Source organism: Veillonellaceae bacterium (assembly GCA_025992895.1).
Classification (GTDB): domain Bacteria; phylum Bacillota; class Negativicutes; order Veillonellales; family Dialisteraceae; genus Dialister.
In genome coordinates this window covers 824,158-846,191 of record DAJPGA010000001.1, presented here as the reverse complement: position 1 = coordinate 846,191, position 22,034 = coordinate 824,158, and the positions used below count along the sequence as shown (strand labels likewise).

At 48.9% G+C, this 22,034-nt stretch carries 20 protein-coding genes; 8 read left to right on the top strand and 12 right to left on the bottom strand.

Going from position 1 to position 22,034, the window contains the following annotated elements:
• Positions 1–90 precede the first annotated feature (90 nt).
• The 3 genes from OIM03_03480 to OIM03_03470 all read right to left on the bottom strand — a co-directional run bounded on the left by OIM03_03480 (position 91) and on the right by OIM03_03470 (position 3,121).
• The gene (locus OIM03_03480) at positions 91–1,749 is read right to left on the bottom strand and encodes a hemagglutinin repeat-containing protein (protein ID HJI73338.1); all 1,659 of its coding nucleotides are present in this window, start codon (positions 1,747–1,749) and stop codon (positions 91–93) included.
• Positions 1,746–2,066, bottom strand: coding sequence for a hypothetical protein (locus tag OIM03_03475; protein HJI73337.1), 321 nt, complete (start codon positions 2,064–2,066; stop codon positions 1,746–1,748). Before OIM03_03475 ends, OIM03_03480 begins: the two co-directional genes overlap by 4 nt.
• A gap of 584 nt (positions 2,067–2,650) precedes the next feature.
• Positions 2,651–3,121 carry an MFS transporter gene (locus OIM03_03470; protein HJI73336.1) on the bottom strand — a complete coding sequence of 157 codons (471 nt, stop codon included), beginning with the start codon at positions 3,119–3,121 and terminating at the stop codon, positions 2,651–2,653.
• A gap of 86 nt (positions 3,122–3,207) precedes the next feature.
• Here OIM03_03470 and OIM03_03465 point away from each other — a divergent pair, with 86 nt between their 5' ends.
• Both OIM03_03465 and OIM03_03460 read left to right on the top strand, forming a co-directional pair.
• Positions 3,208–3,906, top strand: coding sequence for a helix-turn-helix domain-containing protein (locus OIM03_03465; protein ID HJI73335.1), 699 nt, complete (start codon positions 3,208–3,210; stop codon positions 3,904–3,906).
• Between the two features lie 29 nt (positions 3,907–3,935).
• Positions 3,936–4,778: an IS3 family transposase gene (locus OIM03_03460; GenBank protein HJI73334.1), complete on the top strand. Its 843-nt coding sequence runs from the start codon at positions 3,936–3,938 to the stop codon at positions 4,776–4,778.
• 146 nt (positions 4,779–4,924) lie between these two features.
• Here OIM03_03460 and OIM03_03455 read toward each other — a convergent pair whose 3' ends face one another.
• Genes OIM03_03455 through OIM03_03445 form a run of 3 tightly spaced genes read right to left on the bottom strand, consistent with a single transcriptional unit; the run spans position 4,925 to position 6,675 of the window.
• Positions 4,925–5,551, bottom strand: coding sequence for a hypothetical protein (locus OIM03_03455; protein HJI73333.1), 627 nt, complete (start codon positions 5,549–5,551; stop codon positions 4,925–4,927).
• A 51-nt stretch (positions 5,552–5,602) separates the two neighbouring features.
• Positions 5,603–6,304, bottom strand: coding sequence for a tRNA threonylcarbamoyladenosine dehydratase (locus OIM03_03450; GenBank protein HJI73332.1), 702 nt, complete (start codon positions 6,302–6,304; stop codon positions 5,603–5,605).
• Positions 6,304–6,675, bottom strand: a complete 372-nt coding sequence (locus OIM03_03445) for a VOC family protein (GenBank protein ID HJI73331.1) — start codon at positions 6,673–6,675, stop codon at positions 6,304–6,306. Before OIM03_03445 ends, OIM03_03450 begins: the two co-directional genes overlap by 1 nt.
• Positions 6,676–6,987: 312 nt before the next feature.
• On the opposite strand from OIM03_03445, the gene OIM03_03440 reads away from it, so the two are divergent.
• Complete coding sequence (locus OIM03_03440) at positions 6,988–7,620, top strand: helix-turn-helix domain-containing protein (protein HJI73330.1); 633 nt, start codon at positions 6,988–6,990, stop codon at positions 7,618–7,620.
• 61 nt (positions 7,621–7,681) lie between these two features.
• The gene (locus OIM03_03435) at positions 7,682–8,557 is read left to right on the top strand and encodes an IS3 family transposase (GenBank protein HJI73329.1); all 876 of its coding nucleotides are present in this window, start codon (positions 7,682–7,684) and stop codon (positions 8,555–8,557) included.
• Positions 8,558–9,358: 801 nt separating this feature from the next.
• On the opposite strand, the gene tyrS is transcribed toward OIM03_03435, so the two are convergent.
• On the bottom strand, positions 9,359–10,609 hold the full coding sequence (gene tyrS / locus OIM03_03430) for a tyrosine--tRNA ligase (protein ID HJI73328.1): 1,251 nt from the start codon (positions 10,607–10,609) through the stop codon (positions 9,359–9,361).
• A 231-nt stretch (positions 10,610–10,840) separates the two neighbouring features.
• Between tyrS and OIM03_03425 the strand changes: the two genes are divergently transcribed.
• The 3 genes from OIM03_03425 (at position 10,841) to OIM03_03415 (ending at position 15,768) form a co-directional block, all read left to right on the top strand.
• On the top strand, positions 10,841–13,144 hold the full coding sequence (locus tag OIM03_03425) for a LuxR C-terminal-related transcriptional regulator (GenBank protein HJI73327.1): 2,304 nt from the start codon (positions 10,841–10,843) through the stop codon (positions 13,142–13,144).
• A gap of 1,053 nt (positions 13,145–14,197) precedes the next feature.
• Positions 14,198–14,896: a helix-turn-helix domain-containing protein gene (locus OIM03_03420; GenBank protein HJI73326.1), complete on the top strand. Its 699-nt coding sequence runs from the start codon at positions 14,198–14,200 to the stop codon at positions 14,894–14,896.
• Between the two features lie 29 nt (positions 14,897–14,925).
• Positions 14,926–15,768: an IS3 family transposase gene (locus OIM03_03415; GenBank protein HJI73325.1), complete on the top strand. Its 843-nt coding sequence runs from the start codon at positions 14,926–14,928 to the stop codon at positions 15,766–15,768.
• 754 nt (positions 15,769–16,522) lie between these two features.
• Here OIM03_03415 and tuf read toward each other — a convergent pair.
• From tuf to OIM03_03390, 5 genes are all read right to left on the bottom strand, one after another.
• Positions 16,523–17,710, bottom strand: a complete 1,188-nt coding sequence (gene tuf / locus OIM03_03410) for an elongation factor Tu (GenBank protein HJI73324.1) — start codon at positions 17,708–17,710, stop codon at positions 16,523–16,525.
• Positions 17,711–17,729: 19 nt separating this feature from the next.
• Positions 17,730–19,808 carry an elongation factor G gene (fusA, locus tag OIM03_03405; GenBank protein HJI73323.1) on the bottom strand — a complete coding sequence of 693 codons (2,079 nt, stop codon included), beginning with the start codon at positions 19,806–19,808 and terminating at the stop codon, positions 17,730–17,732.
• Positions 19,809–19,828: 20 nt separating this feature from the next.
• Positions 19,829–20,299, bottom strand: a complete 471-nt coding sequence (gene rpsG, locus OIM03_03400; GenBank protein HJI73322.1) for a 30S ribosomal protein S7 — start codon at positions 20,297–20,299, stop codon at positions 19,829–19,831.
• Between the two features lie 54 nt (positions 20,300–20,353).
• Positions 20,354–20,728 (bottom strand): 30S ribosomal protein S12, encoded by a 375-nt coding sequence (gene rpsL / locus OIM03_03395; protein HJI73321.1) that lies wholly within the window; start codon positions 20,726–20,728, stop codon positions 20,354–20,356.
• A 67-nt stretch (positions 20,729–20,795) separates the two neighbouring features.
• Positions 20,796–21,047 (bottom strand): ribosomal L7Ae/L30e/S12e/Gadd45 family protein, encoded by a 252-nt coding sequence (locus OIM03_03390; GenBank protein HJI73320.1) that lies wholly within the window; start codon positions 21,045–21,047, stop codon positions 20,796–20,798.
• 348 nt (positions 21,048–21,395) lie between these two features.
• On the opposite strand from OIM03_03390, the gene OIM03_03385 reads away from it, so the two are divergent.
• Positions 21,396–21,953, top strand: coding sequence for a TIGR00730 family Rossman fold protein (locus OIM03_03385; protein ID HJI73319.1), 558 nt, complete (start codon positions 21,396–21,398; stop codon positions 21,951–21,953).
• Positions 21,954–22,034: the final 81 nt, after the last annotated feature.

Genomic DNA, 22,034 nt, shown 5'->3' with positions numbered 1-22,034 from the left:
TTCCAACAAGTTCTTTAATAAATTATTTGAAAGATAATATAAAAAAGATAATATAAATATATATTAATTTTTACTAGACTATCAAAAAGCTCAATCAGGTCCTTCTAAGATTTTATTAAAGCTTTCTCTGTCCTCAGTATCAATTTGCTGTTTACTCTCCTCCGGAAGAATTCTATCTTTTAAATTATCTAATAACGCTCCTGCGCCTCCGGCAAGAGCCGTGTCAAAAATAATAATTCCTGGCGTCAAAGGCCCTTGTCCCAGAGTAATACCTACTGCTTCACTAACTCCAAAAGAAGCAGCCACGCCAAACAAAGCTCTTTCCTGCATTCTTTTCATACTATAATTCCCAATGTATCCATCTTTAACGGTAGAATATATAAAAGAGCCTGCCTGACTTAAAGGTAGATTTTTCCCTAAGACTTGGTTTACTTTATAAACGAAGCCTTCAGATACAATTCCTTGTGAAAAATCAATTACTTCAGATTCTCCGACAGTTCGCCCATTATAACCATAAGTTCTAACATCTCCTGGAATATAATCAGCAGTACCATCATCATGATATTTATAATCCCAACCAAAAGATTGTTCCCCAGGTTCTGGATTTTGCATCCAAAAGATTGCACCACCGGGCATTTGTTCATCCGGATCCACAAACTGATCCTCACCGTCATTTACAATCCAAAGATTGCCATACATATCTACAATATAAGCCCCATCTTGCCAGGGCCTTGGTCCATAATTATTCCACTTCGTTCCATATTGAGCTAAAGCGGCTCCGGCCATGCCTTCCTGGCCGGCCAGTTTGTTTGTGGCGTATCCCAGTACTGCGCTGGCTGCCTGGACGAGGTCAGGATTGTTTCTTCCGAGCGCGCGTGTCAGCTTTCCGACAAGGGCTTCATTGACGCCTCCTGCTGCTCCTGAGAGGAATCCTCCTCCGGACAGTTCTCCTTCGATTCCTGCAAATACGCTGTGGAGGGCGATTTTCTCTGCTCCGCCTTCCTTCCACCCTTCTTTTTCGCTGAGTTTATGGATGGCTTCGTTGACGTTCTTGGCAAAGAGACGGGCCAGTTCCTGTCTTTCTTCGACTTTCGTCTTGTCAAAGATCCTTCCCAGTTTATTCAGGGAGTTCTCTGTATTCCGGTTGATTCTCTCCCTATCTGTCTTCGGATCTGCAATGGAGAGCGTGCCTTCGGTAATGGCGGATCTGGTAACGCTGGATGCTTTTCCTTTGGCCCCTGTATAGAGTTTGGGGATGATGCCTTCTTTGTTGTAGTTCTCATTCAAAAGGTTTGCATCTTCTTTGGAAAGGCCGTTCCAGCCGTATGCTTTTTCTCTTCCTTTAGCTTCATCATACTCCCGGTTTGCGCTGTAGCCAACCCCTTTATTTTCCGATGTATATTCCGCATGGTTCCTGATATCTTCTATATCCAGTTCCCCGGCACTTACCAGATTCTTCTCTGCCCTGGCAAGGCTTCCGATGACAGCCCCTTTCATGGATAGAGTTTCTCCTGCGCTCACGAGGACTCCTTCTTTTCCGCCGTAGATGCCGCTTTGCGTAGAAACGGACTCATAGACGCTTCTTGTCTTTCCTTTATCTGCTTCGCCGGCAATTCCTGAGGGCCCTCTGCCATCAAAGGCAAGGGAAAGGCTTCCTCCTTTTCTGTCATTCTTATATGTTTCTGTATCTGACAGGCTTGACAGGGAGAGGTCTCTTCCGCTCTTTACGACGACTCTGTCTCCTGTCATGGAAGATCCTCTGAGGACTGTATCTTTACCAGACAGGATGGCTGCGTTCGTTTCCGCACCGGGCTTCCTGATTTCACGACGATATGACGGATGAGAAACCCTTCCTCCTCATCAGGAAGCAGGGGACGCTTTCTGTCCGTCATCCCGCCTTCCAGACGGACTGAGGGTTCCTCTTCTTTCGCCTTCATCTGAAGCGCGCGTTCTTTCATCACCTGATGCTCTTTTGCGCCCTGAATTCCATCCGCTGCGTTTACCTGAGAAAAAGAGAGCCCTGCACAGACTCCCAAAACAGTTAGTATCCGGCAGTATTTTCTCATTAGGCTCCCTCCCGTTAGAGGCAAAAACGCAGTTGATCTATGTATTGCCAAATATTTAAGTATTCATGCTTTCTTTTCATGATACAGCGCATTCATCGACGATTACCAATATACGTTATGCAAAACCTTAGAAAATAATTTGATAAGTTTACTTAAGAATTCCACACTCCTCAATACTGATCAAAATCTATCTTGGGGAATAAGGAAACGGTTTCCTCCGCTTCAATCCCACCTACCCGAGAGCAACACTCATCAAAGGCCTCACCCTTTTGAAGGACGGCTTTGAAGGGAAATAAATGCAACACAAAAGGAGCTGTGACAAAATGTGCAATCATTTTGCTACAGCTCCTTTTGTGTTGATATATTCAATTAGAAGATTACCCAATACATTTATATATTTGTTTTATCTGAAAACTTCAAAACCTCGCTGCGCTCGAAGGAAATAATGTCTCAGTCGACTCCGTCGCCAGCTTCCCCTACGGGACAAGCTCAAACACCCTTAAACCGAACTTCGTTCGAAAAAAGGAAAAGCAGTGTTTTAGTGGATTTTGTAACATTCCTTTTTCTTATTGCATTCTATTATTTCAAGCTTCTGCGGCTGCGCGTTTCATGACTCTTTTTCCGGAGGTCTTTCTCCAGAAGAAGTAATAGGCAAGGCCTGCCAGAGCAGAGGCTAAGCAGACGACGCCATACATGAAGGGATAACCTTCGGAACCTGCGACGGCGCCTAGGATGGCTGCGGCAAGTCCTACGCTGATATCAAGGGACCAGAAGTAGGTGGATGTGGCAACGCCTGCGCGGGCGGCCGGGGCGCTCTGCACGGCCAGTGTCTGGAAGGCAGGGGCGAGTGCGCCGAAGCCTACTCCCAAAATAGCGCCGGAGAAAAGGAGGGTGAAGGGGCTGTGTGCCTGGCTGAAGAGGATGAATCCCAAAGCGAAGAGGCCAAAGCCCGGATACACGGTATAGTCCGGTCCGTGGTAATCGAAGAGGTAGCCGACAAAAGGTCTTGTCACGACGATGACGATCGCAAAGACGACGAAGAAAAGGCTTGGTATGATTCAACAAGAAAGACAGAATAATATCATAAATATATTAGGAGGTCATTCTTATGCCATGTAAAACCAAAGCGTCCCCGGAGGAAATGTTAGACCAGATTGCTTCATATCTCTATCAGGGTGTTACGATTACCCAGGCAGCTGAAAATCTTCATATGAGCCGCATAACATTCAGGAAATGGGTCCTCCGGTATAAAGAGGAGGGCTTTAAGGGATTGCGGCCCAGGCAGCATTTGTCTTACTACTCCAATCAGATGAAGATCCAGGCCGTAAAGGAATATCTTAAAGGCGGTGTTTCCATGCTTTCCGTCTGTGCCAAATACAGAATTTCCGGCACACTCTCCCTTAAAACATGGATTGAGGCGTATAATGAGCATAAGTTGACAGACCTCGTTTCTGAAGGAGGAGATCTTATGGGCAAACGCCAGCAATCGGTCAAGGAAGAGCGAGTCAGAATCGTTCAGGAGTGCATCGCCAGTGGATGCGATTATAACAAGATAGCCAAGAAGTACAACATGTCCTACCAAACGCTCTACACATGGGTAAAAAAGTTCAAGGAAATGGGCGAAGTTGGTCTTGAGGATTACAGAGGAAAGCCGATCAGGCTCCAAACGCCCCGGACCGAAGAAGAACAGCTGCGTCAGGAGAATGCCAGACTTCTTGAAGAACAGAAGGATCTTATAGCAGAGATTGCCCTGCTAAAAAAAAAGATGGAGATAGAGGAAAGGTTGCGTTCCTCGAAGGATTCAGCCTTACTCACCTTCTCAGAGATTTTAAAGCCATAAAAGAAGTCCATGAAGAAACCAACATCTCCATAGAAAGTCTCTGCCGACTCTCAAAGGTCTCCCGGGCAGCTTATTACGGATGGCTGAATCATATTAAGAGCGGCCGTGAACTGCTGAGAGAAAAGGTCGCACAGGAGGTCATGAAAACCCATCAGGAATATCCGGATATGGGATACCGCCGGATTAACGATTGGATCAAGAAGGATGACAACATCAATATAAATGTAAGCGACAGTCTGGTTCTTCGTATCATGCGGATACTTAATATTAAGTCCGTGATCAAGTACAAGACCGATGGTTGCACTCGTAACGCAAAGGATCCAAAGTACATTTTTGAAAACCTGCTGAACCGTGACTTTGATGCCGGCGTGTCCAATGCAAGATGGATGACGGATGTCACTGAATTCAAGTACACAACTGCTGATGGAGTTTTGCACAAGTTATATTTAAGCGCGATTATTGACGGCCATGATCGCCGGATTGTCTCTTATGTCATCGGCGACAGGAACAATACTGCACTGGCTTTTGAGACAATGGAAAAGGCACTTAAAGAGAATCCTGGAGAACATCCAATGATTCATACCGACCGCGGATTCCAGTATACAAGCAACGGATTCCATAAGATTGTTGAAAAAGCAGGACTGGTTCACAGCATGTCCCGTGTAGGCTGCTGTGCAGACAACGGTCTGATGGAAGGGTTCTGGGGAATGCTGAAGCGCGAACGTTACTACACACGTAAATTCACCAGCCGTAAAGCAGTGGTAAGCATGATCAACGGCTACATCTACTTCTACAACAACAAACGCATTCAGCGCAAATTACATCTTTTAGCTCCAATGGAAGTATTCAACGCAGCTCCAATGGCTGCATGATTAAGATTAAAGTACGATTAGATTTTTTATGATATTTATTTGTCTGTATTAACAAATCCGCACCAGTCCGGTTTCGTCAGCGTAGTCTGACAACGCAAAAAAGGCCTTCGACAGGCCTTTTTTGCGTAACCTATAACCTTATTCTCTTACTTCAATTCCCTCTCGGTCCCCATGACTCTGACGAAGCCGCCGCCGAATTTGGTGTTGGCGAGCCATTTCTCGAGGTTGAAGATGTACGGGACGCCTTCATCCCAGAGGGTGCAGAGGGTCTTGCCGTCTCTTTCTTCGATCTTCACGAGGGGCATCCAGTGCCAGTGGTAGGGAATCGGTTCGCCGCCGCTGTGGAGGTTCAGGAAACCTACGGGGCAGTCGGAGGCGAGGCCTTCTGCTATGAATTTCTTCAGCTTTTCGAAGCTTGGCGCAAGCATGTGGATGGCCGGAATCGGCATGGCTTCAGGGGTGCCCTTGAGGCCTCTTTCCTTCATGTATGCTTCCAGCCCCTCTTTGAGCCATCTTGTTTTGTACAGGCCGTGCATGCGGGGAGTTGCGTATTTCCAGATGTCGAGCATCTTGGACGTCGCGCCTTCCTTGGTCGTGACGGGCATCTGCCATTCCTTCATTTCCACGTAGGCAGCAATCATAGCGCCTACCGTCGGGCCGCAGCCTGCCAGTTTCTGCCTTTTTTCAGGATACCACTCCTGGTTGTAGCCGAGTACCTTTCGTCCGTCCGCGGTCACGGTGATCCATTCAGGATGACGGATTTCTATCATCATGTTTATCCCTTCCCGTTTCAAAAACTACGGAGATCCCCGGCCCGCGCCGGATCAGCGGATCCCCGCCTCCTTGAGGAGGTTTCTTACGACATAGCCTGCCATCATCATGCCGGACACCGGAGGAACGAACGAAGTCGAACCCGGAGCATGGCCTTCGCCGATCGGCTTGTGCGGCAGTTCCTTAGAATATACGACTGTCAGATGCCTTACACGGCGGTCCTTCAGTTCTTTTCTCATCTTTCTTGCCAAGTGGCAGACAGACGTCTTATTAATATCTGCGATCTGCAGCATTTCCGGACGCAGGCGGTTGCCCGTGCCCATCGAGGAAATTTCCGGAATCTTCAGCTTCCAGCAGATTTCCGCAATAGCAAGCTTTGCCGGTACATCATCGATGGCGTCGATAATGTAATCCGCATGCAGATCCTTAATGAAATCCTCATCGCCCGGGCGGAAGAAAACAGGCTTTGCTTCAGCGATGCAGTTTGGATTCACGCGGTGCGCTCTCTCCACCATCACCTCTGCCTTATTCCTTCCGATCGTCGTCCGGTCAGCGACCAGCTGGCGGTTCAGATTCGATTCGTCAACAACATCCTTGTCAATGAAAATCAGGTGGCCGATCCCGACTCTGACAAGCGCCTCAGCAGCATACGATCCAACGCCGCCGATACCAAATACAGCAACAGTCTTCGTGGAAAGGAAATCTACCCCTTCCTCACCCATGATGCGGGCAGTGCGTACAAATATGGGATCCATTACTCTCCTCCGGGGATAATTTCAATCCAGTAACCATCCGGATCGTTAATGAAATAAATACCCATAGCCGGGTTCTCGTAGCAGATGCATCCCATCTTCTTGTGCAGCTCATGAGCAGCGTCCATATCATCGACATCGAAAGCCAGATGGAATTCATTGTCGCCCAGATTGTACGCTTCCTTCCTGTCGCGAAGCCAGGTCAGTTCCAGACGATGCGTCGTCACGCCATCACCCAGGTAAGCCAGAACAAAGGAGCCGTCGGGAGCTTTGAACTCGTTGACTACCTTCAGCCCGAGCGCTTCCTCATAAAATGCGATACTCTTCTTCAAATCGAGTACGTTGAAATTGTTGTGGTTAAACTTAAATTTCATTCTTTCTCTCCTCTTCAAAACAAAAGGGAAACGCCAGGCGTCTCCCCGGACACCTCGTTTTTCAATGTCCGCTGTACTAAACAGTATACCACAAAGTGTCCATACTATATATAGAAATTTCCTAATACATGCAAATTTGAGGGGGGGAGAGATAAAACCATACAAGCGAGCTAAGCTCGATGAAATGCAACTCATCCGTCAGGCATCAGAATTTAAGGCCTGGTATGATTCAACAAGAAAGACAGAATAATATCATAAATATATTAGGAGGTCATTCTTATGCCATGTAAAACCAAAGCGTCCCCGGAGGAAATGTTAGACCAGATTGCTTCATATCTCTATCAGGGTGTTACGATTACCCAGGCAGCTGAAAATCTTCATATGAGCCGCATAACATTCAGGAAATGGGTCCTCCGGTATAAAGAGGAGGGCTTTAAGGGATTGCGGCCCAGGCAGCATTTGTCTTACTACTCCAATCAGATGAAGATCCAGGCCGTAAAGGAATATCTTAAAGGCGGTGTTTCCATGCTTTCCGTCTGTGCCAAATACAGAATTTCCGGCACACTCTCCCTTAAAACATGGATTGAGGCGTATAATGAGCATAAGTTGACAGACCTCGTTTCTGAAGGAGGAGATCTTATGGGCAAACGCCAGCAATCGGTCAAGGAAGAGCGAGTCAGAATCGTTCAGGAGTGCATCGCCAGTGGATGCGATTATAACAAGATAGCCAAGAAGTACAACATGTCCTACCAAACGCTCTACACATGGGTAAAAAAGTTCAAGGAAATGGGCGAAGTTGGTCTTGAGGATTACAGAGGAAAGCCGATCAGGCTCCAAACGCCCCGGACCGAAGAAGAACAGCTGCGTCAGGAGAATGCCAGACTTCTTGAAGAACAGAAGGATCTTATAGCAGAGATTGCCCTGCTAAAAAAAAGATGGAGATAGAGGAAAGGTTGCGTTCCTCGAAGGATTCAGCCTTACTCACCTTCTCAGAGATTTTAAAGCCATAAAAGAAGTCCATGAAGAAACCAACATCTCCATAGAAAGTCTCTGCCGACTCTCAAAGGTCTCCCGGGCAGCTTATTACGGATGGCTGAATCATATTAAGAGCGGCCGTGAACTGCTGAGAGAAAAGGTCGCACAGGAGGTCATGAAAACCCATCAGGAATATCCGGATATGGGATACCGCCGGATTAACGATTGGATCAAGAAGGATGACAACATCAATATAAATGTAAGCGACAGTCTGGTTCTTCGTATCATGCGGATACTTAATATTAAGTCCGTGATCAAGTACAAGACCGATGGTTGCACTCGTAACGCAAAGGATCCAAAGTACATTTTTGAAAACCTGCTGAACCGTGACTTTGATGCCGGCGTGTCCAATGCAAGATGGATGACGGATGTCACTGAATTCAAGTACACAACTGCTGATGGAGTTTTGCACAAGTTATATTTAAGCGCGATTATTGACGGCCATGATCGCCGGATTGTCTCTTATGTCATCGGCGACAGGAACAATACTGCACTGGCTTTTGAGACAATGGAAAAGGCACTTAAAGAGAATCCTGGAGAACATCCAATGATTCATACCGACCGCGGATTCCAGTATACAAGCAACGGATTCCATAAGATTGTTGAAAAAGCAGGACTGGTTCACAGCATGTCCCGTGTAGGCTGCTGTGCAGACAACGGTCTGATGGAAGGGTTCTGGGGAATGCTGAAGCGCGAACGTTACTACACACGTAAATTCACCAGCCGTAAAGCAGTGGTAAGCATGATCAACGGCTACATCTACTTCTACAACAACAAACGCATTCAGCGCAAATTACATCTTTTAGCTCCAATGGAAGTATTCAACGCAGCTCCAATGGCTGCATGATTAAGATTAAAGTACGATTAGATTTTTTATGATATTTATTTGTCTGTATTAACAAATCCGCACCAAATCCGCACCAGCCTGACACCTTCCCTTTCAGGGCAAGGTCAAAGGCAAAACCGCAAAACCTCGCTGCGCTCGAGGAAATACAGTCTCAGGGCCGTAGGCCGGTTTTAACCTTGCTCCGGGAGGAGAAGGTGGCGGCGAAGCCGACGGATGAGTTGCATTTCCCAGCCTGCAAGGCGGCTGTTTGGTTTTATCCTTCTTTTATTCGTTGCTTCCGCAGCGCCGATAAAAGGCAAAGGTACGCTTTCCTATCAATAAGCTCTTTATTATAAACACCATACAACTGTGCCTGACGACACACACGAAATGAACTTCATCCGATCCCTCCGGGATCACCTTCAGGTCAAATACCCTTAAACGAGCCTTCGGCTGATGGAAAACCATAAAACCGAGCTATCGCTCGCGGAACCTTTTTATAAAAACCAATGAATAATCCACCCTATCCACCGGCAACAGCTTAAAAATGAGCCGGTCCCCCTTCCCCGTCTGGGAAGGTCAACACCATTTCCTTGCTTCGCAAACGGAAAACATGCAAACTAGGCTGACGCCAGCGGAAACCACGCCAACCGAAAGGCTTCCCCACGGGGGAGCTGGCGCCGGAGGCGACTGAGGAGGTGAAGTTTCACGAGCGAAGCGAGGTTGTCTGGTTTTATCATTTTTTACCGCATTCCTCCCCACCAAAAAAGCTGTGAAATCGTTTTGGATTTCACAGCTTTTTTCATTTCTATTTCCTATTTCTTATTCCTTCACTGCAATGGAGAAGTAGTTCTTCTTGCCTTTTTTGATGATGATGAACTTTCCATTGGTGTTGGGGTGAGCGGAGATTTCGGCTTCGGTGTCTTTGACCTGTTCGCCGTTGACGCGGATGGCGCCGTTGGTGACGTCTTCTCTGGCCTGGCGTTTGGATTTTTCTACGCCGGCTTCGACGAGTGCTTCGACGATGTTGATCGGAGCTTTTGCGACTTCGCCGCCTTTTGTATTTCTGAAGGCGCCTTCGATTTCATCGCCGGTGAGTTCCTGGATGTTGCCGGAGAAGAGGGCCTGGGTGACTTTTTCTGCCTGAGCGAGGCCTTCGTCGCCGTGTACGAAACGGGTGACTTCTTCAGCGAGTTTTCTCTGCGCGGTTCTGTGTTCCGGATGTTCTGCGACTTCTTTTTCGAGGTCGTCGATTTCTTCCTTGGAGAGGAAGGTGAAGTATTTCAGGTACTTCACGACATCGCGGTCGTCCTGATTGAACCAGAACTGGTAGAATTCGTACGGACTTGTCTTCTTCGGATCGAGCCAGACGGCGCCGCCTGCTGTCTTGCCGAATTTCGTGCCGTCAGCCTTGAGCATCAGCGGGATGGTGAGGCCGTAAGCGTCGGAGACACCTTCGGTCTTTCTCAGGAGTTCTACGCCGTTTGTGATGTTGCCCCACTGGTCGGCGCCGCCGATCTGCAGCTGTACATCGTAGTTGTCATAGAGCATCTTGAAGTCGATGGACTGAAGGATCTGGTAAGAGAATTCCGTGAAGGAAATGCCTGTATCGAGTCTGGATGCGACGACATCCTTGGCCAGCATCGTATTGATATTGAAAAGCTTGCCGTAATCACGAAGGAAGTCCAGAAGGGAAATCTTGGACAGCCAGTCATAGTTGTTGACCATGCGGAAACCGTCTTCACCGAAGAGATTCTTCATCTGTTCTTTCAGGCATTCTGCATTATGCTGGACCTGTTCCATAGACTGGAGCACACGCTCGGATTTTCTGCCGGAAGGATCACCGATCGATCCCGTGCCGCCGCCAATCAGGATGACCGGATGATGGCCTGCGAGCTGGAAACGCTTCATAATCATGAAAGGAATCAGATGACCGATGTGCATGCTGTCTCCGGTCGGATCGATGCCGCAATAGAGGGAAATCGACTTCTCCCCTACGAGCTTGTACAAGCCCTCTTCATCCGTCTGCTGGTTGACAGCGCCGCGCCACTTCAGTTCATCAATAATATTCATGTAGGTTCACCTCTCAAAAATGTTTTGTTCAGGGACTTCCTGAAAGTTATATTAAACAATATAACACAATTGGAAACCATGTTACACCCAGAACATAGTTTCCCTTGCCCGCCTTATCGAATGACACCGATTTTTGAACCCTTTCCAATTTCCCCCAGCCGCTATATAATTACATTAAAATAGGGAGAGTATGGGAAGTACATCACAAATTTGATGGATACGAGGTGCATTATGCCAGCCGATCAAACAATAACAACGACAAAACGGACGGAGGAAATCGCGGAAACCACGAAGAAGCTCCTTCATGACTACTTCGAAAGAAACGGCTCCGCCTCCCTCATCAACCGCCTCGCACCGGACGTCCTCTGGTTCAGCGAAGAAGAAAGCGGCGGGAAGGAAGAAGCCGCCCGCTACCTCACAGCATGGAAAGAAGGATTTTCCAATTCCTACGTCGAATCAGAATCCTACGAAGCCAAGGACCTGGGAGAAGGATACTCCCTCTGCATCGCAAACCTTGCCCTCCTCGTGCATCCCGGAAGGACATTCACCCTGCACCAGACAAGGAAACTCACCTTCATCTTCCACCGCCTGAGATGCAAGAGCACCGACGAAAGCACGTGGGAAATCATCCACCTCGCCGTTGCAACGCTTGCCCCCAAGACAGCGCCCGGCAAGCTCCCCGAGATTTCAAGCAGCCTTGACAACCTGCGCTACCTGAACCGTTTCACGACCGGCGATCTTTCCTTAGACGAAACAAGGAGCCTCTATGCCCTTCTCCAGGAAAAGGCCTTCCGCCATTTCACGCAGGAAAAGAAGGACATGCTGACAGCCCTGTCCCTCTTCGATGGATTCACACTGACACAGGCGAAGTACATGTACCCCTCCGGCGACACTACCGCCATGCTGCGCGAAGAAGAAGAATCAGGACTCTTCCTCTACCTCGTCAAAGGCACTACCGGAAACTATCGTTTCTTCCCCGTCATGCGTCAGTTCCTCGCTTCGGAATTTGCAGCGCGCGACCCCAAATGGCAGTCCCGCTGCTACCTCAAGGCAGCCCGCTGGCACTATGCCGCAGGAAACTACCTCGAAGCCATCCAGGCCGCTGACAGGGGCGACGACTACGATATGGCACTCAATATCCTCGCCAGAGGCTCTGATACCATTCTCTTCTCCGGCCGCCGCACCTACAGAAGATCCCTCATCAAACGCTGCCCGAGAAACGTCGTGAAACGCCACATCCACACCGTCTGCCTCATGGTCTATGACCTCTACTACTCCGGAATGAAAGAAGAATTCCGCACCCAGTACGCAAGACTCCGTGAAATAGACGCAGGCGTTTCCGAAAGAGCCGCCATCCAGTACTTAGGCGCCATGACGAACTTCAATAACCTCGACTCCATGATCACTGGGACCGAAGAAATCCTCTCCATCATCCGGCGCTACAACCTGTGGAAAGAATTCAAGATCCCCCATATCGGCTTCTGCTGCCCGACATTCCTTCTCCTCTACCATTCGACGCCCGGCCAGCTAGCGGCTGAAGTGGACAAACTCTCCACCCTCCTCTCCGGCATCGAAAGAATCGGACGCCACGAATACGGCAGCGCATGGAACCATCTCTTCCACGCCGAATACTACCTCCTCACCGGAGAATGGGAAAAAGGCCTTGGAGAACTCTCCGCCATCGAAGCAAGCCCGGGCTATGCGAACCCCTCCGTCAAGATCCGCTCCGCATACCTTCGGGGCTGGCTCGCCTTTGCAACCGGCAGAGCCTCCTCTATCAGAGAGATCGAGACAGAAATGCACGGCTACCTCGCCTCCACCGCTGAGTACCAGACACTCATCGCAAGCCTCAGCGAATGCGGCTTCCACCTCATGTTCGGTACCGACGCCAACATCAAGAAAGAATACAAAAGGATCCTGGACCCGCAGCGCTTCTACTTCCCGGCCCATACCTATATAGAAATCATGAAAGACAGAGTCCTCCTCCGTGACGGCAAAGACGCGGACCTTCTCTCCGAAGCCCAGACCCACGAAACAAACGCACGCCACAGGAAATCCGTCATCGGCATCATCTTCGCCCTCCTGAACCAGGCAGCAGCCTACAAGAGACTCGGCGAAGAAGAAAACAGCCTCCAGGCCCTCGAAGAAGCCCTGACCCTGGCCGGCCCCGACCACCTCATCCTTCCCTTCATCCTCTTCTCCGATGAACTCAAGGACCTCTGGAAAAAAGTCAGAGCCCCCAGACACAGCGCTTCCATCGTAGAAGCCATGTCCCAATACACCCGCCCCACCAGCCCCGAGATCCCCTCCCTCGAAGAAATGAGAAGAGACCAGATCAAGAAACTGACAGGCAGGGAAATGGAAATCATCCACCTCGCCGTCAAAGGCCTCAAGAACAAAGAAATCGCAGATGAACAAAGAGTGGCAGAAATCACCATCAAAAAAGCCATGTCCACCATCTACAGAAAACTAAACATCTCCGGCCGCCCCGAACTCCTTACACTCTTCGGGGAAGAAAAACACGAGGAAGAATAAAAAAATACAGGAACGCTGAACCCCCATCCGCCAGGCGGATGGGGGTTTTGTGGTGGGAGATTTAAAACTATACAACCGAGCGCTGCGACAGCAGCGCCGTAAAAGTGCCATGGTACGCCTTATCATCTAAAGGATTTTTAGAAACTGCACCCCTTTCGCCCTTCGGGCACTTCCCTCCGTTGGGGGCAGCTTCATGATGATAAAAGAAAGAGTTCAAGTCTAATTTGTTTTAAACTCATAAAACAACCGCGACAGAGCACGAAAGGGAAAACATGCAAAAACGGAAAGCTGTCCCCGTTAGGGGAAAGTGGCGCGCATGCGCCGAAAGGGGTTCATTGCGCTTTTTTTCGAGCGAAGCGAGGTTTAAGGGTGTTGACCTTGCGCCGAAGGAGAAGGTACCGGCGCAGCCGGGGAATACAGTAGTTATCGAGCGAAGCGAGGTTTTGAGGTTTTCTCTCCGCTCCGGCAGCGCCGATAAAAGACAAAGGTACGCTTTCCTATCAATAAGCTCTTATATAGAAACCATACAACCGCCAAGTATGACGATTGGGAAAACATGCCAATCAGCCTATGGCTAAAGTTCAAAACAACCTTACTTATAAAAACCTAAAGGTATAATCAACCCTATCCACCAGCCTTCTTAGAAACTGCACCCCTTTCGCCCTTCGGGCACTTCCCTCCGTTGGGGGCAGCTTGCGATGTGAAAAGAAAGAGCTCAAATCAAATTTGTCTTGAACTTATATAGGTCCCCCTTCCCCGTCTGGGAAGGTCAACACCACTTCCTTGCTTCGCAAACGGAAAACATGCAAACCCCGCTCCGCTCGAGGAACCTCTTTATAAAAACCAATGAATACTGCACCCCTTTCGTCAGCAGCTCTAGGAAATGCATTCTTTAAAAACCTTCACAACCAGCCTGCGGCTGAGGAACTACATCTCATCCACCACAAAAGTGGTCCCCCTTTGGTATGATTCAACAAGAAAGACAGAATAATATCATAAATATATTAGGAGGTCATTCTTATGCCATGTAAAACCAAAGCGTCCCCGGAGGAAATGTTAGACCAGATTGCTTCATATCTCTATCAGGGTGTTACGATTACCCAGGCAGCTGAAAATCTTCATATGAGCCGCATAACATTCAGGAAATGGGTCCTCCGGTATAAAGAGGAGGGCTTTAAGGGATTGCGGCCCAGGCAGCATTTGTCTTACTACTCCAATCAGATGAAGATCCAGGCCGTAAAGGAATATCTTAAAGGCGGTGTTTCCATGCTTTCCGTCTGTGCCAAATACAGAATTTCCGGCACACTCTCCCTTAAAACATGGATTGAGGCGTATAATGAGCATAAGTTGACAGACCTCGTTTCTGAAGGAGGAGATCTTATGGGCAAACGCCAGCAATCGGTCAAGGAAGAGCGAGTCAGAATCGTTCAGGAGTGCATCGCCAGTGGATGCGATTATAACAAGATAGCCAAGAAGTACAACATGTCCTACCAAACGCTCTACACATGGGTAAAAAAGTTCAAGGAAATGGGCGAAGTTGGTCTTGAGGATTACAGAGGAAAGCCGATCAGGCTCCAAACGCCCCGGACCGAAGAAGAACAGCTGCGTCAGGAGAATGCCAGACTTCTTGAAGAACAGAAGGATCTTATAGCAGAGATTGCCCTGCTAAAAAAAAAGATGGAGATAGAGGAAAGGTTGCGTTCCTCGAAGGATTCAGCCTTACTCACCTTCTCAGAGATTTTAAAGCCATAAAAGAAGTCCATGAAGAAACCAACATCTCCATAGAAAGTCTCTGCCGACTCTCAAAGGTCTCCCGGGCAGCTTATTACGGATGGCTGAATCATATTAAGAGCGGCCGTGAACTGCTGAGAGAAAAGGTCGCACAGGAGGTCATGAAAACCCATCAGGAATATCCGGATATGGGATACCGCCGGATTAACGATTGGATCAAGAAGGATGACAACATCAATATAAATGTAAGCGACAGTCTGGTTCTTCGTATCATGCGGATACTTAATATTAAGTCCGTGATCAAGTACAAGACCGATGGTTGCACTCGTAACGCAAAGGATCCAAAGTACATTTTTGAAAACCTGCTGAACCGTGACTTTGATGCCGGCGTGTCCAATGCAAGATGGATGACGGATGTCACTGAATTCAAGTACACAACTGCTGATGGAGTTTTGCACAAGTTATATTTAAGCGCGATTATTGACGGCCATGATCGCCGGATTGTCTCTTATGTCATCGGCGACAGGAACAATACTGCACTGGCTTTTGAGACAATGGAAAAGGCACTTAAAGAGAATCCTGGAGAACATCCAATGATTCATACCGACCGCGGATTCCAGTATACAAGCAACGGATTCCATAAGATTGTTGAAAAAGCAGGACTGGTTCACAGCATGTCCCGTGTAGGCTGCTGTGCAGACAACGGTCTGATGGAAGGGTTCTGGGGAATGCTGAAGCGCGAACGTTACTACACACGTAAATTCACCAGCCGTAAAGCAGTGGTAAGCATGATCAACGGCTACATCTACTTCTACAACAACAAACGCATTCAGCGCAAATTACATCTTTTAGCTCCAATGGAAGTATTCAACGCAGCTCCAATGGCTGCATGATTAAGATTAAAGTACGATTAGATTTTTTATGATATTTATTTGTCTGTATTAACAAATCCGCACCACCTTCTCCTTTCGGAGCAAGGTTAACACCCTTAAACCAAGGCTTCGCCTTGAGGAACACCATACAACCGCAGCAAGCTGCGTGGTAATCAACCCTATCCGCCGGCCTTTTTAGAAACTGCACCCCTTTCGCCCTCCGGGCACTTCCCTCCGTTGGGGGCAGCTTGCGATGTGAAATAAAAAAATCAATAGTTTTGTTTTGAACTTATATAGGCACCTTCCCCATCTGGGAAGGCGAGTACGATTTAAGTGCTTCGGGAGAGCAGACAAAGCTTGCTTTGATTGAAGCCAAATAAACCATACAACCAGCCTAACGGCTGAGGAAATGCAACTCATCCGTCGCCTCCGGCGACACCTTCCCTTCCAGGGCAAGGTTAACACCCTTAAACTAAGGCTTCGCCTTGAGGAACACCATACAACCGCAGCAGGCTGCGTGGTAATCAACCCTATCCGCCCGGCCTTTTTAGAAACTGCACCCCTTTCGCCCTCCGGGCACTTCCCTCCGTTGGGGGCAGCTTGCGATGTGAAATAAAAAAATCAATAGTTTTGTTTTGAACTTATATAGGCACCTTCCCCGTCTGGGAAGGCGAGTATTATGCAGAGGACCATCAATGTTTCCGCGCGCAAAAAAAGGACCACAGTTTCCTGTGATCCTTTTTCATTTCAGATTTCAAATAGTCTCAATAAGAGATTATTTTGCGATCTTAGCTACAACGCCTGCGCCAACGGTACGGCCGCCTTCGCGGATAGCGAAACGCTGGCCTTCTTCCATAGCGATCGGGGTGATGAGCTTAACGCTCATTTCTACGTTATCGCCTGGCATGCACATTTCGGTGCCTTCCGGAAGGGTGATGTCGCCGGTTACGTCGGTGGTTCTGAAGAAGAACTGTGGACGATAGCCGTTGAAGAACGGTGTATGACGGCCGCCTTCATCTTTGGTCAGAACGTATACCTGTGCGGTGAATTCTGTGTGCGGATGAACGCTGCCTGGTTTGGAGAGGACCTGGCCTCTTTCGATGTCTTTACGATCGATACCACGGAGCAGTGCGCCGATGTTGTCGCCTGCCATAGCCTGGTCGAGGGTCTTTCTGAACATTTCAACGCCGGTTACGACGGTTTCGGTCGGTTTTTCCTGCAGGCCGACGATTTCAGCCGGGTCGCCGACTTTGACGGTACCACGTTCAACTCTGCCTGTAGCAACTGTGCCACGGCCGGTGATGGTGAATACGTCTTCGACTGGCATCAGGAATGGTTTATCAGTGTCACGTTCCGGAGTCGGGATGTATTCGTCAACAGCCTTCATCAGGTCACGGATCTTCTGTTCATCTTCCGGGTTGCCGTTCAGAGCGCCCAGTGCGGAGCCAACGATAATCGGCACTTCATCGCCTGGATAGTCATAGGAAGAGAGGAGGTCTCTAATTTCCATTTCTACGAGGTCGATCAGTTCCGGATCATCTACCTGGTCAGCTTTGTTCAGGAATACAACGATAGCCGGTACGCCTACCTGCTTAGCGAGCAGAATGTGTTCGCGGGTCTGCGGCATCGGGCCGTCAGCTGCGGATACTACGAGGATAGCGCCGTCCATCTGAGCTGCGCCGGTGATCATGTTCTTGACATAGTCAGCGTGCCCTGGGCAGTCTACGTGTGCGTAGTGGCGGGTTTCGGTTTCGTATTCAACGGTGGAGGTGTTGATTGTGATACCACGAGCTCTTTCTTCCGGTGCTTTATCGATGGAAGCGTAGTCGAGGAAGTTTGCTTTGCCTTCTTCAGCCAGAACTTTGGTGATAGCAGCGGTCAGGGTTGTTTTACCATGATCGACGTGGCCGATGGTGCCGATGTTAACATGCGGCTTTGTTCTTTCGTAATGTGCTTTAGCCATTGTAAGATTTCTCCTTTAATTATTTGTTTCCGAGTCTTTCTTCAGTAATCTGCTGGGAAATAGCTTTCGGAACTTCTTCATAATGATCGAATGTCATGGTGAAGGTACCGCGGCCCTGTGTGGAGCTGCGGAGGCCTGTTGCGTAGCCGAACATTTCGGACAGCGGAACGAAGCCTTTGATTCTGGATTCGCCGTTTTCGGTTTCCATGCCTTCAATACGTCCGCGACGGGAGTTGAGGCCGCCGATAACGTCGCCCATGTAATCTTCCGGAACGTCAACTTCAACGCTCATGTATGGTTCGAGGAGGACAGGATCTGCCTTCTTAGCGCCATCTTTGAACGCCATGGAGCCTGCAACCTTGAATGCCATTTCGGAGGAGTCGACATCATGATAGGAACCGTCATAAACGGTAACTTTGATATCAACCATCGGATATCCAGCTACAACGCCGTCCTGCATAGCAGCTTCGACGCCGGTCTGAATCGGGTTGATGAATTCCTTAGGAATAACGCCGCCGACAACTGCGTTTTCGAAGGTGAAGCCTTTGCCAGCTTCCTGCGGTTCGAGACGCAGCCAGCAGTGACCGTACTGACCATGACCACCGGTCTGACGAATGAATTTGCCTTCGGATTCGACGGACTTGCGGATGGTTTCGCGGTAAGCTACCTGCGGCTTGCCTACGGTGCATTCAACGTTGAATTCACGTCTCATGCGGTCAACGATGATGTCCAGATGGAGTTCGCCCATGCCGGAGATGATCGTCTGGTTGGATTCTGGATCGGTATGTACTCTGAATGTCGGATCTTCTTCAGCCAGTCTCTGGAGAGCATTGCCCATCTTTTCCTGGTCTGCTTTGGTCTTCGGTTCAACAGCAACGGAAATAACCGGATCCGGGAATTCCATTTTTTCAAGGATAATCGGATGATCTACATCACAGAGTGTATCGCCTGTGGTTACATCCTTGAAGCCTACAGCTGCAGCGATGTCGCCGGTGTAAGCTACGTCGATTTCCTTACGGTGGTTAGCATGCATGAGGAGGATACGGCCTACGCGTTCCTTCTTGCCCTTTGTGGAGTTGAGGACGTAGGTACCCTGATGCATTTCGCCGGAGTATACGCGGAAATATGCGAGTTTGCCAACGAATGGATCAGCCATGATCTTGAATGCAAGAGCAGAAAGCGGAGCCTTGTCGTCTACCGGGCGTTCATCTGGTTCTCCGTCGAGGGTTGTGCCCTTTACCGGCGGGATGTCCAGCGGGGACGGGAGGTAGTCGAGGACTGCGTCCAGAAGCATCTGGATGCCTTTGTTCTTGTATGCGGATCCGCAGAATACCGGGAACAGTGCGCATTCAAGAACCTGCTTACGGATGGAAGCTTTGATTTCGTCGATGGTCAGTTCCTGGCCGTCGAGGTATTTTTCCATCAGTTCATCGCTGCCTTCAGCAGCAACTTCGCAGATCTTGTCGCGGAGTTCTTCAGCCTGATCTCTCAGGTCTTCCGGGATTTCTTCTACATGGATGTTCTGTCCAAGGTCGTCTTCATACATTTCAGCCTTCATTGTCAGCAGGTCGATGATGCCTTTGAAGGTATCCTGCTTGCCGATTGGAAGCTGCATTGGAATTGCCTTAGCATGAAGGCGGGTATCCATGGTTTTTACTGCATGGAGGAAGTCAGCGCCTACGGTATCCATCTTGTTGATGAATGCAATACGCGGAACACGATAGTGATCTGCCTGTCTCCATACGGTTTCGGACTGGGTCTGGACGCCGTCTTTAGCGCTGAATACAGCTACGGAACCATCGAGTACGCGCAGGGAACGTTCAACTTCAACGGTGAAGTCTACGTGCCCTGGGGTGTCGATGATGTTGACTCTGTAGCCTTTCCAGTGGCAGGTGGTAGCAGCAGACGTAATTGTGATGCCGCGTTCCTGTTCCTGTACCATCCAGTCCATGGTAGCAGCGCCATCATGAACTTCCCCGATCTTATGGTTTACACCGGTATAAAACAGGATACGTTCCGTGGTTGTTGTCTTGCCGGCATCGATATGAGCCATGATGCCGATGTTTCTTGTTTTTTCAAGCGGAAATTCTCTGCCCACGATTGTTACTCCTTCTTATATTACCAGCGATAATGAGCGAAAGCCTTATTAGCTTCTGCCATTTTATGTGTGTCTTCTTTCTTCTTTACAGCTGCGCCCGTATTGTTGTAAGCGTCCATCAGTTCACCTGCAAGACGTTCCTGCATTGTACGTTCGCTGCGCTGACGAGCATAGCTGACCATCCAGCGGATGCCCAGAGTCAGACGGCGGTCTGCTCTTACTTCAACCGGTACCTGGTAGTTAGCGCCGCCTACACGACGAGCACGAACTTCGAGGACTGGCATTACATTATTGAGAGCCTGTTCGAAAATTTCGATTGGTTCTTTATCAAGTTTGCTCTGGCAGATGTCGAATGCACCATAAACGATGGATTCTGCTACACCCTTCTTGCCGTCAAGCATAACTCTGTTGATGAAACGGGTAACGATCTTGTTCCCATACACGGGATCCGGAAGAACGTCACGTTTCGGAACAGCACCTTTTCTCGGCATTGTTAATTTCCTCCTTTAAAGTAGTTCATTGATCACATTATTATTCGTTTCAGATTATTTCTTGTCGCGTTTAGCGCCGTATTTAGAACGGGCCTGCTGACGTCCGGATACGCCTACGGTATCGAGAGCGCCGCGGATAATGTGGTAACGAACACCTGGAAGATCCTTAACACGGCCGCCTCTGATGAGGACGACGCTGTGTTCCTGCAGGTTATGGCCTTCGCCCGGAATGTAAGCAGAAACTTCGATTCCGTTGGTCAGGCGTACACGTGCTACTTTACGAAGAGCAGAGTTTGGCTTCTTCGGTGTAGCTGTGTAAACTCTTGTGCAGACACCACGTTTCTGTGGGGACTGTTTCAGAGCCGGGGTCTTCGCTTTGACTGCCAGAGTCTGGCGGCCTTTACGAACCAGCTGATTGATTGTCGGCAAAATGGGCACCTCCTTTCCATAAAGGGAAATTTATAATTGATCCTCCGGAGCATAGCCCCGATGGATATTACCGGGATTTGAGAACGGCTGCGGAAGCGGCTTTTACCTTGATCCCGCACGCGCGGCCGATTTCTTTCTTCGTGAATCCCTGTTCCACAGGAATTCCTGACGACTGGCAGGCCTCCATCAATGGACGGGAAATACGCTCGTCACAGTCCGATGCGATAAATACGCATGCGGCTTCCTGCTTTTCGACGGCCCGCTCCGTTTCTTTCATTCCTACAACAAAAGCTGCTGATTTCAATTCTTCCAGTGTCATTCATTCTCACCTGCTTTACAGCACACTAAATCCACGCAACATTGGAATTATAACATTCCTTCTATCCGATGTCAACATTTCCCATAGCGAATTTTTCCCGTGTTTATGCAGAACTTTTTTACCACGTATCCTCGCGTACCATAGCCTTAGAAATGCCCGTTTTACGGGACTGGCGGCATGCCCCTTTTTCATCAGGAAATGAGAATGTACAAAACATTCCCAGATTCTTCTCTTCATTTTATTTTTATTTTTCAAAAATTTTTCATAAAAAGAACGAAAAACTATCCTATGGAGAATGAAAAACCATCCTATGATACAATAAGAAAAGTGTAAAGAAAGGAAATCATTATGAAACTGGAAAATATCGTCATATACTGCGGCTCGCACTTTGGAGCCGAACTCTCCTACGCAGCCTTTGCCGGAGAACTCGCTGAAGCCATTGCCAAGAGCGGCCGCACCATCACATACGGCGGCGGCACCGTCGGCCTCATGGGCATCGTCGCTGACGCAGCCATGGCAGCAGGCGGCAAAGTCATCGGCGTCATTCCCGAAGTCTTCATCCTGAAGGAACAGGCGCACCGCGGCATCACAAAGCTCATCGAAGTCCCCGACATGGTCGAAAGAAAGAAAATCATGATCGGATCCGGCCATGCCTTCATCGCTCTCCCGGGAGGCCCGGGCACGCTGGAAGAATTCTCCGATACCATCAGCCACCTCCGCATTTACGGCGAAGGGAAACGCCCGCCCGTCATCATTGCCAACGTAGACGGCTTCTACGATCCCCTCCTCTCCCTCATCAATGCATGGGAAGAAGAAGGCTTCATGGAAGAAGGCGACCGCGATAACATTTTCATCTGCAGCAGCGTCGATGAAATCATGAAGGTCATTTCGGACCACGAAATCTGATTTCCATTCCTTATATCCATTCCTTATATATAGAGCGGATGGGAATGGTATAATAATAAAGCAAACTCAATTTGGGAGGTA

Bases quoted from the DNA above. Each gene is read 5' to 3' on its own strand.
- rpsG (HJI73322.1), bottom strand. From the start codon at position 20,299: ATGCCGAGAAAAGGTGCTGTTCCGAAACGTGACGTTCTTCCGGATCCC.
- OIM03_03475 (HJI73337.1), bottom strand. From the start codon at position 2,066: ATGAGAAAATACTGCCGGATACTAACTGTTTTGGGAGTCTGTGCAGGG.
- OIM03_03455 (HJI73333.1), bottom strand. From the start codon at position 5,551: ATGATGATAGAAATCCGTCATCCTGAATGGATCACCGTGACCGCGGAC.
- OIM03_03450 (HJI73332.1), bottom strand. From the start codon at position 6,304: ATGGATCCCATATTTGTACGCACTGCCCGCATCATGGGTGAGGAAGGG.
- OIM03_03445 (HJI73331.1), bottom strand. From the start codon at position 6,675: ATGAAATTTAAGTTTAACCACAACAATTTCAACGTACTCGATTTGAAG.
- tyrS (HJI73328.1), bottom strand. From the start codon at position 10,609: ATGAATATTATTGATGAACTGAAGTGGCGCGGCGCTGTCAACCAGCAG.
- OIM03_03420 (HJI73326.1), top strand. From the start codon at position 14,198: ATGTTAGACCAGATTGCTTCATATCTCTATCAGGGTGTTACGATTACC.
- OIM03_03390 (HJI73320.1), bottom strand. From the start codon at position 21,047: ATGACACTGGAAGAATTGAAATCAGCAGCTTTTGTTGTAGGAATGAAA.
- tuf (HJI73324.1), bottom strand. From the start codon at position 17,710: ATGGCTAAAGCACATTACGAAAGAACAAAGCCGCATGTTAACATCGGC.
- OIM03_03480 (HJI73338.1), bottom strand. From the start codon at position 1,749: ATGACAGGAGACAGAGTCGTCGTAAAGAGCGGAAGAGACCTCTCCCTG.
- OIM03_03385 (HJI73319.1), top strand. From the start codon at position 21,396: ATGAAACTGGAAAATATCGTCATATACTGCGGCTCGCACTTTGGAGCC.
- OIM03_03465 (HJI73335.1), top strand. From the start codon at position 3,208: ATGTTAGACCAGATTGCTTCATATCTCTATCAGGGTGTTACGATTACC.
- OIM03_03440 (HJI73330.1), top strand. From the start codon at position 6,988: ATGTTAGACCAGATTGCTTCATATCTCTATCAGGGTGTTACGATTACC.
- OIM03_03425 (HJI73327.1), top strand. From the start codon at position 10,841: ATGCCAGCCGATCAAACAATAACAACGACAAAACGGACGGAGGAAATC.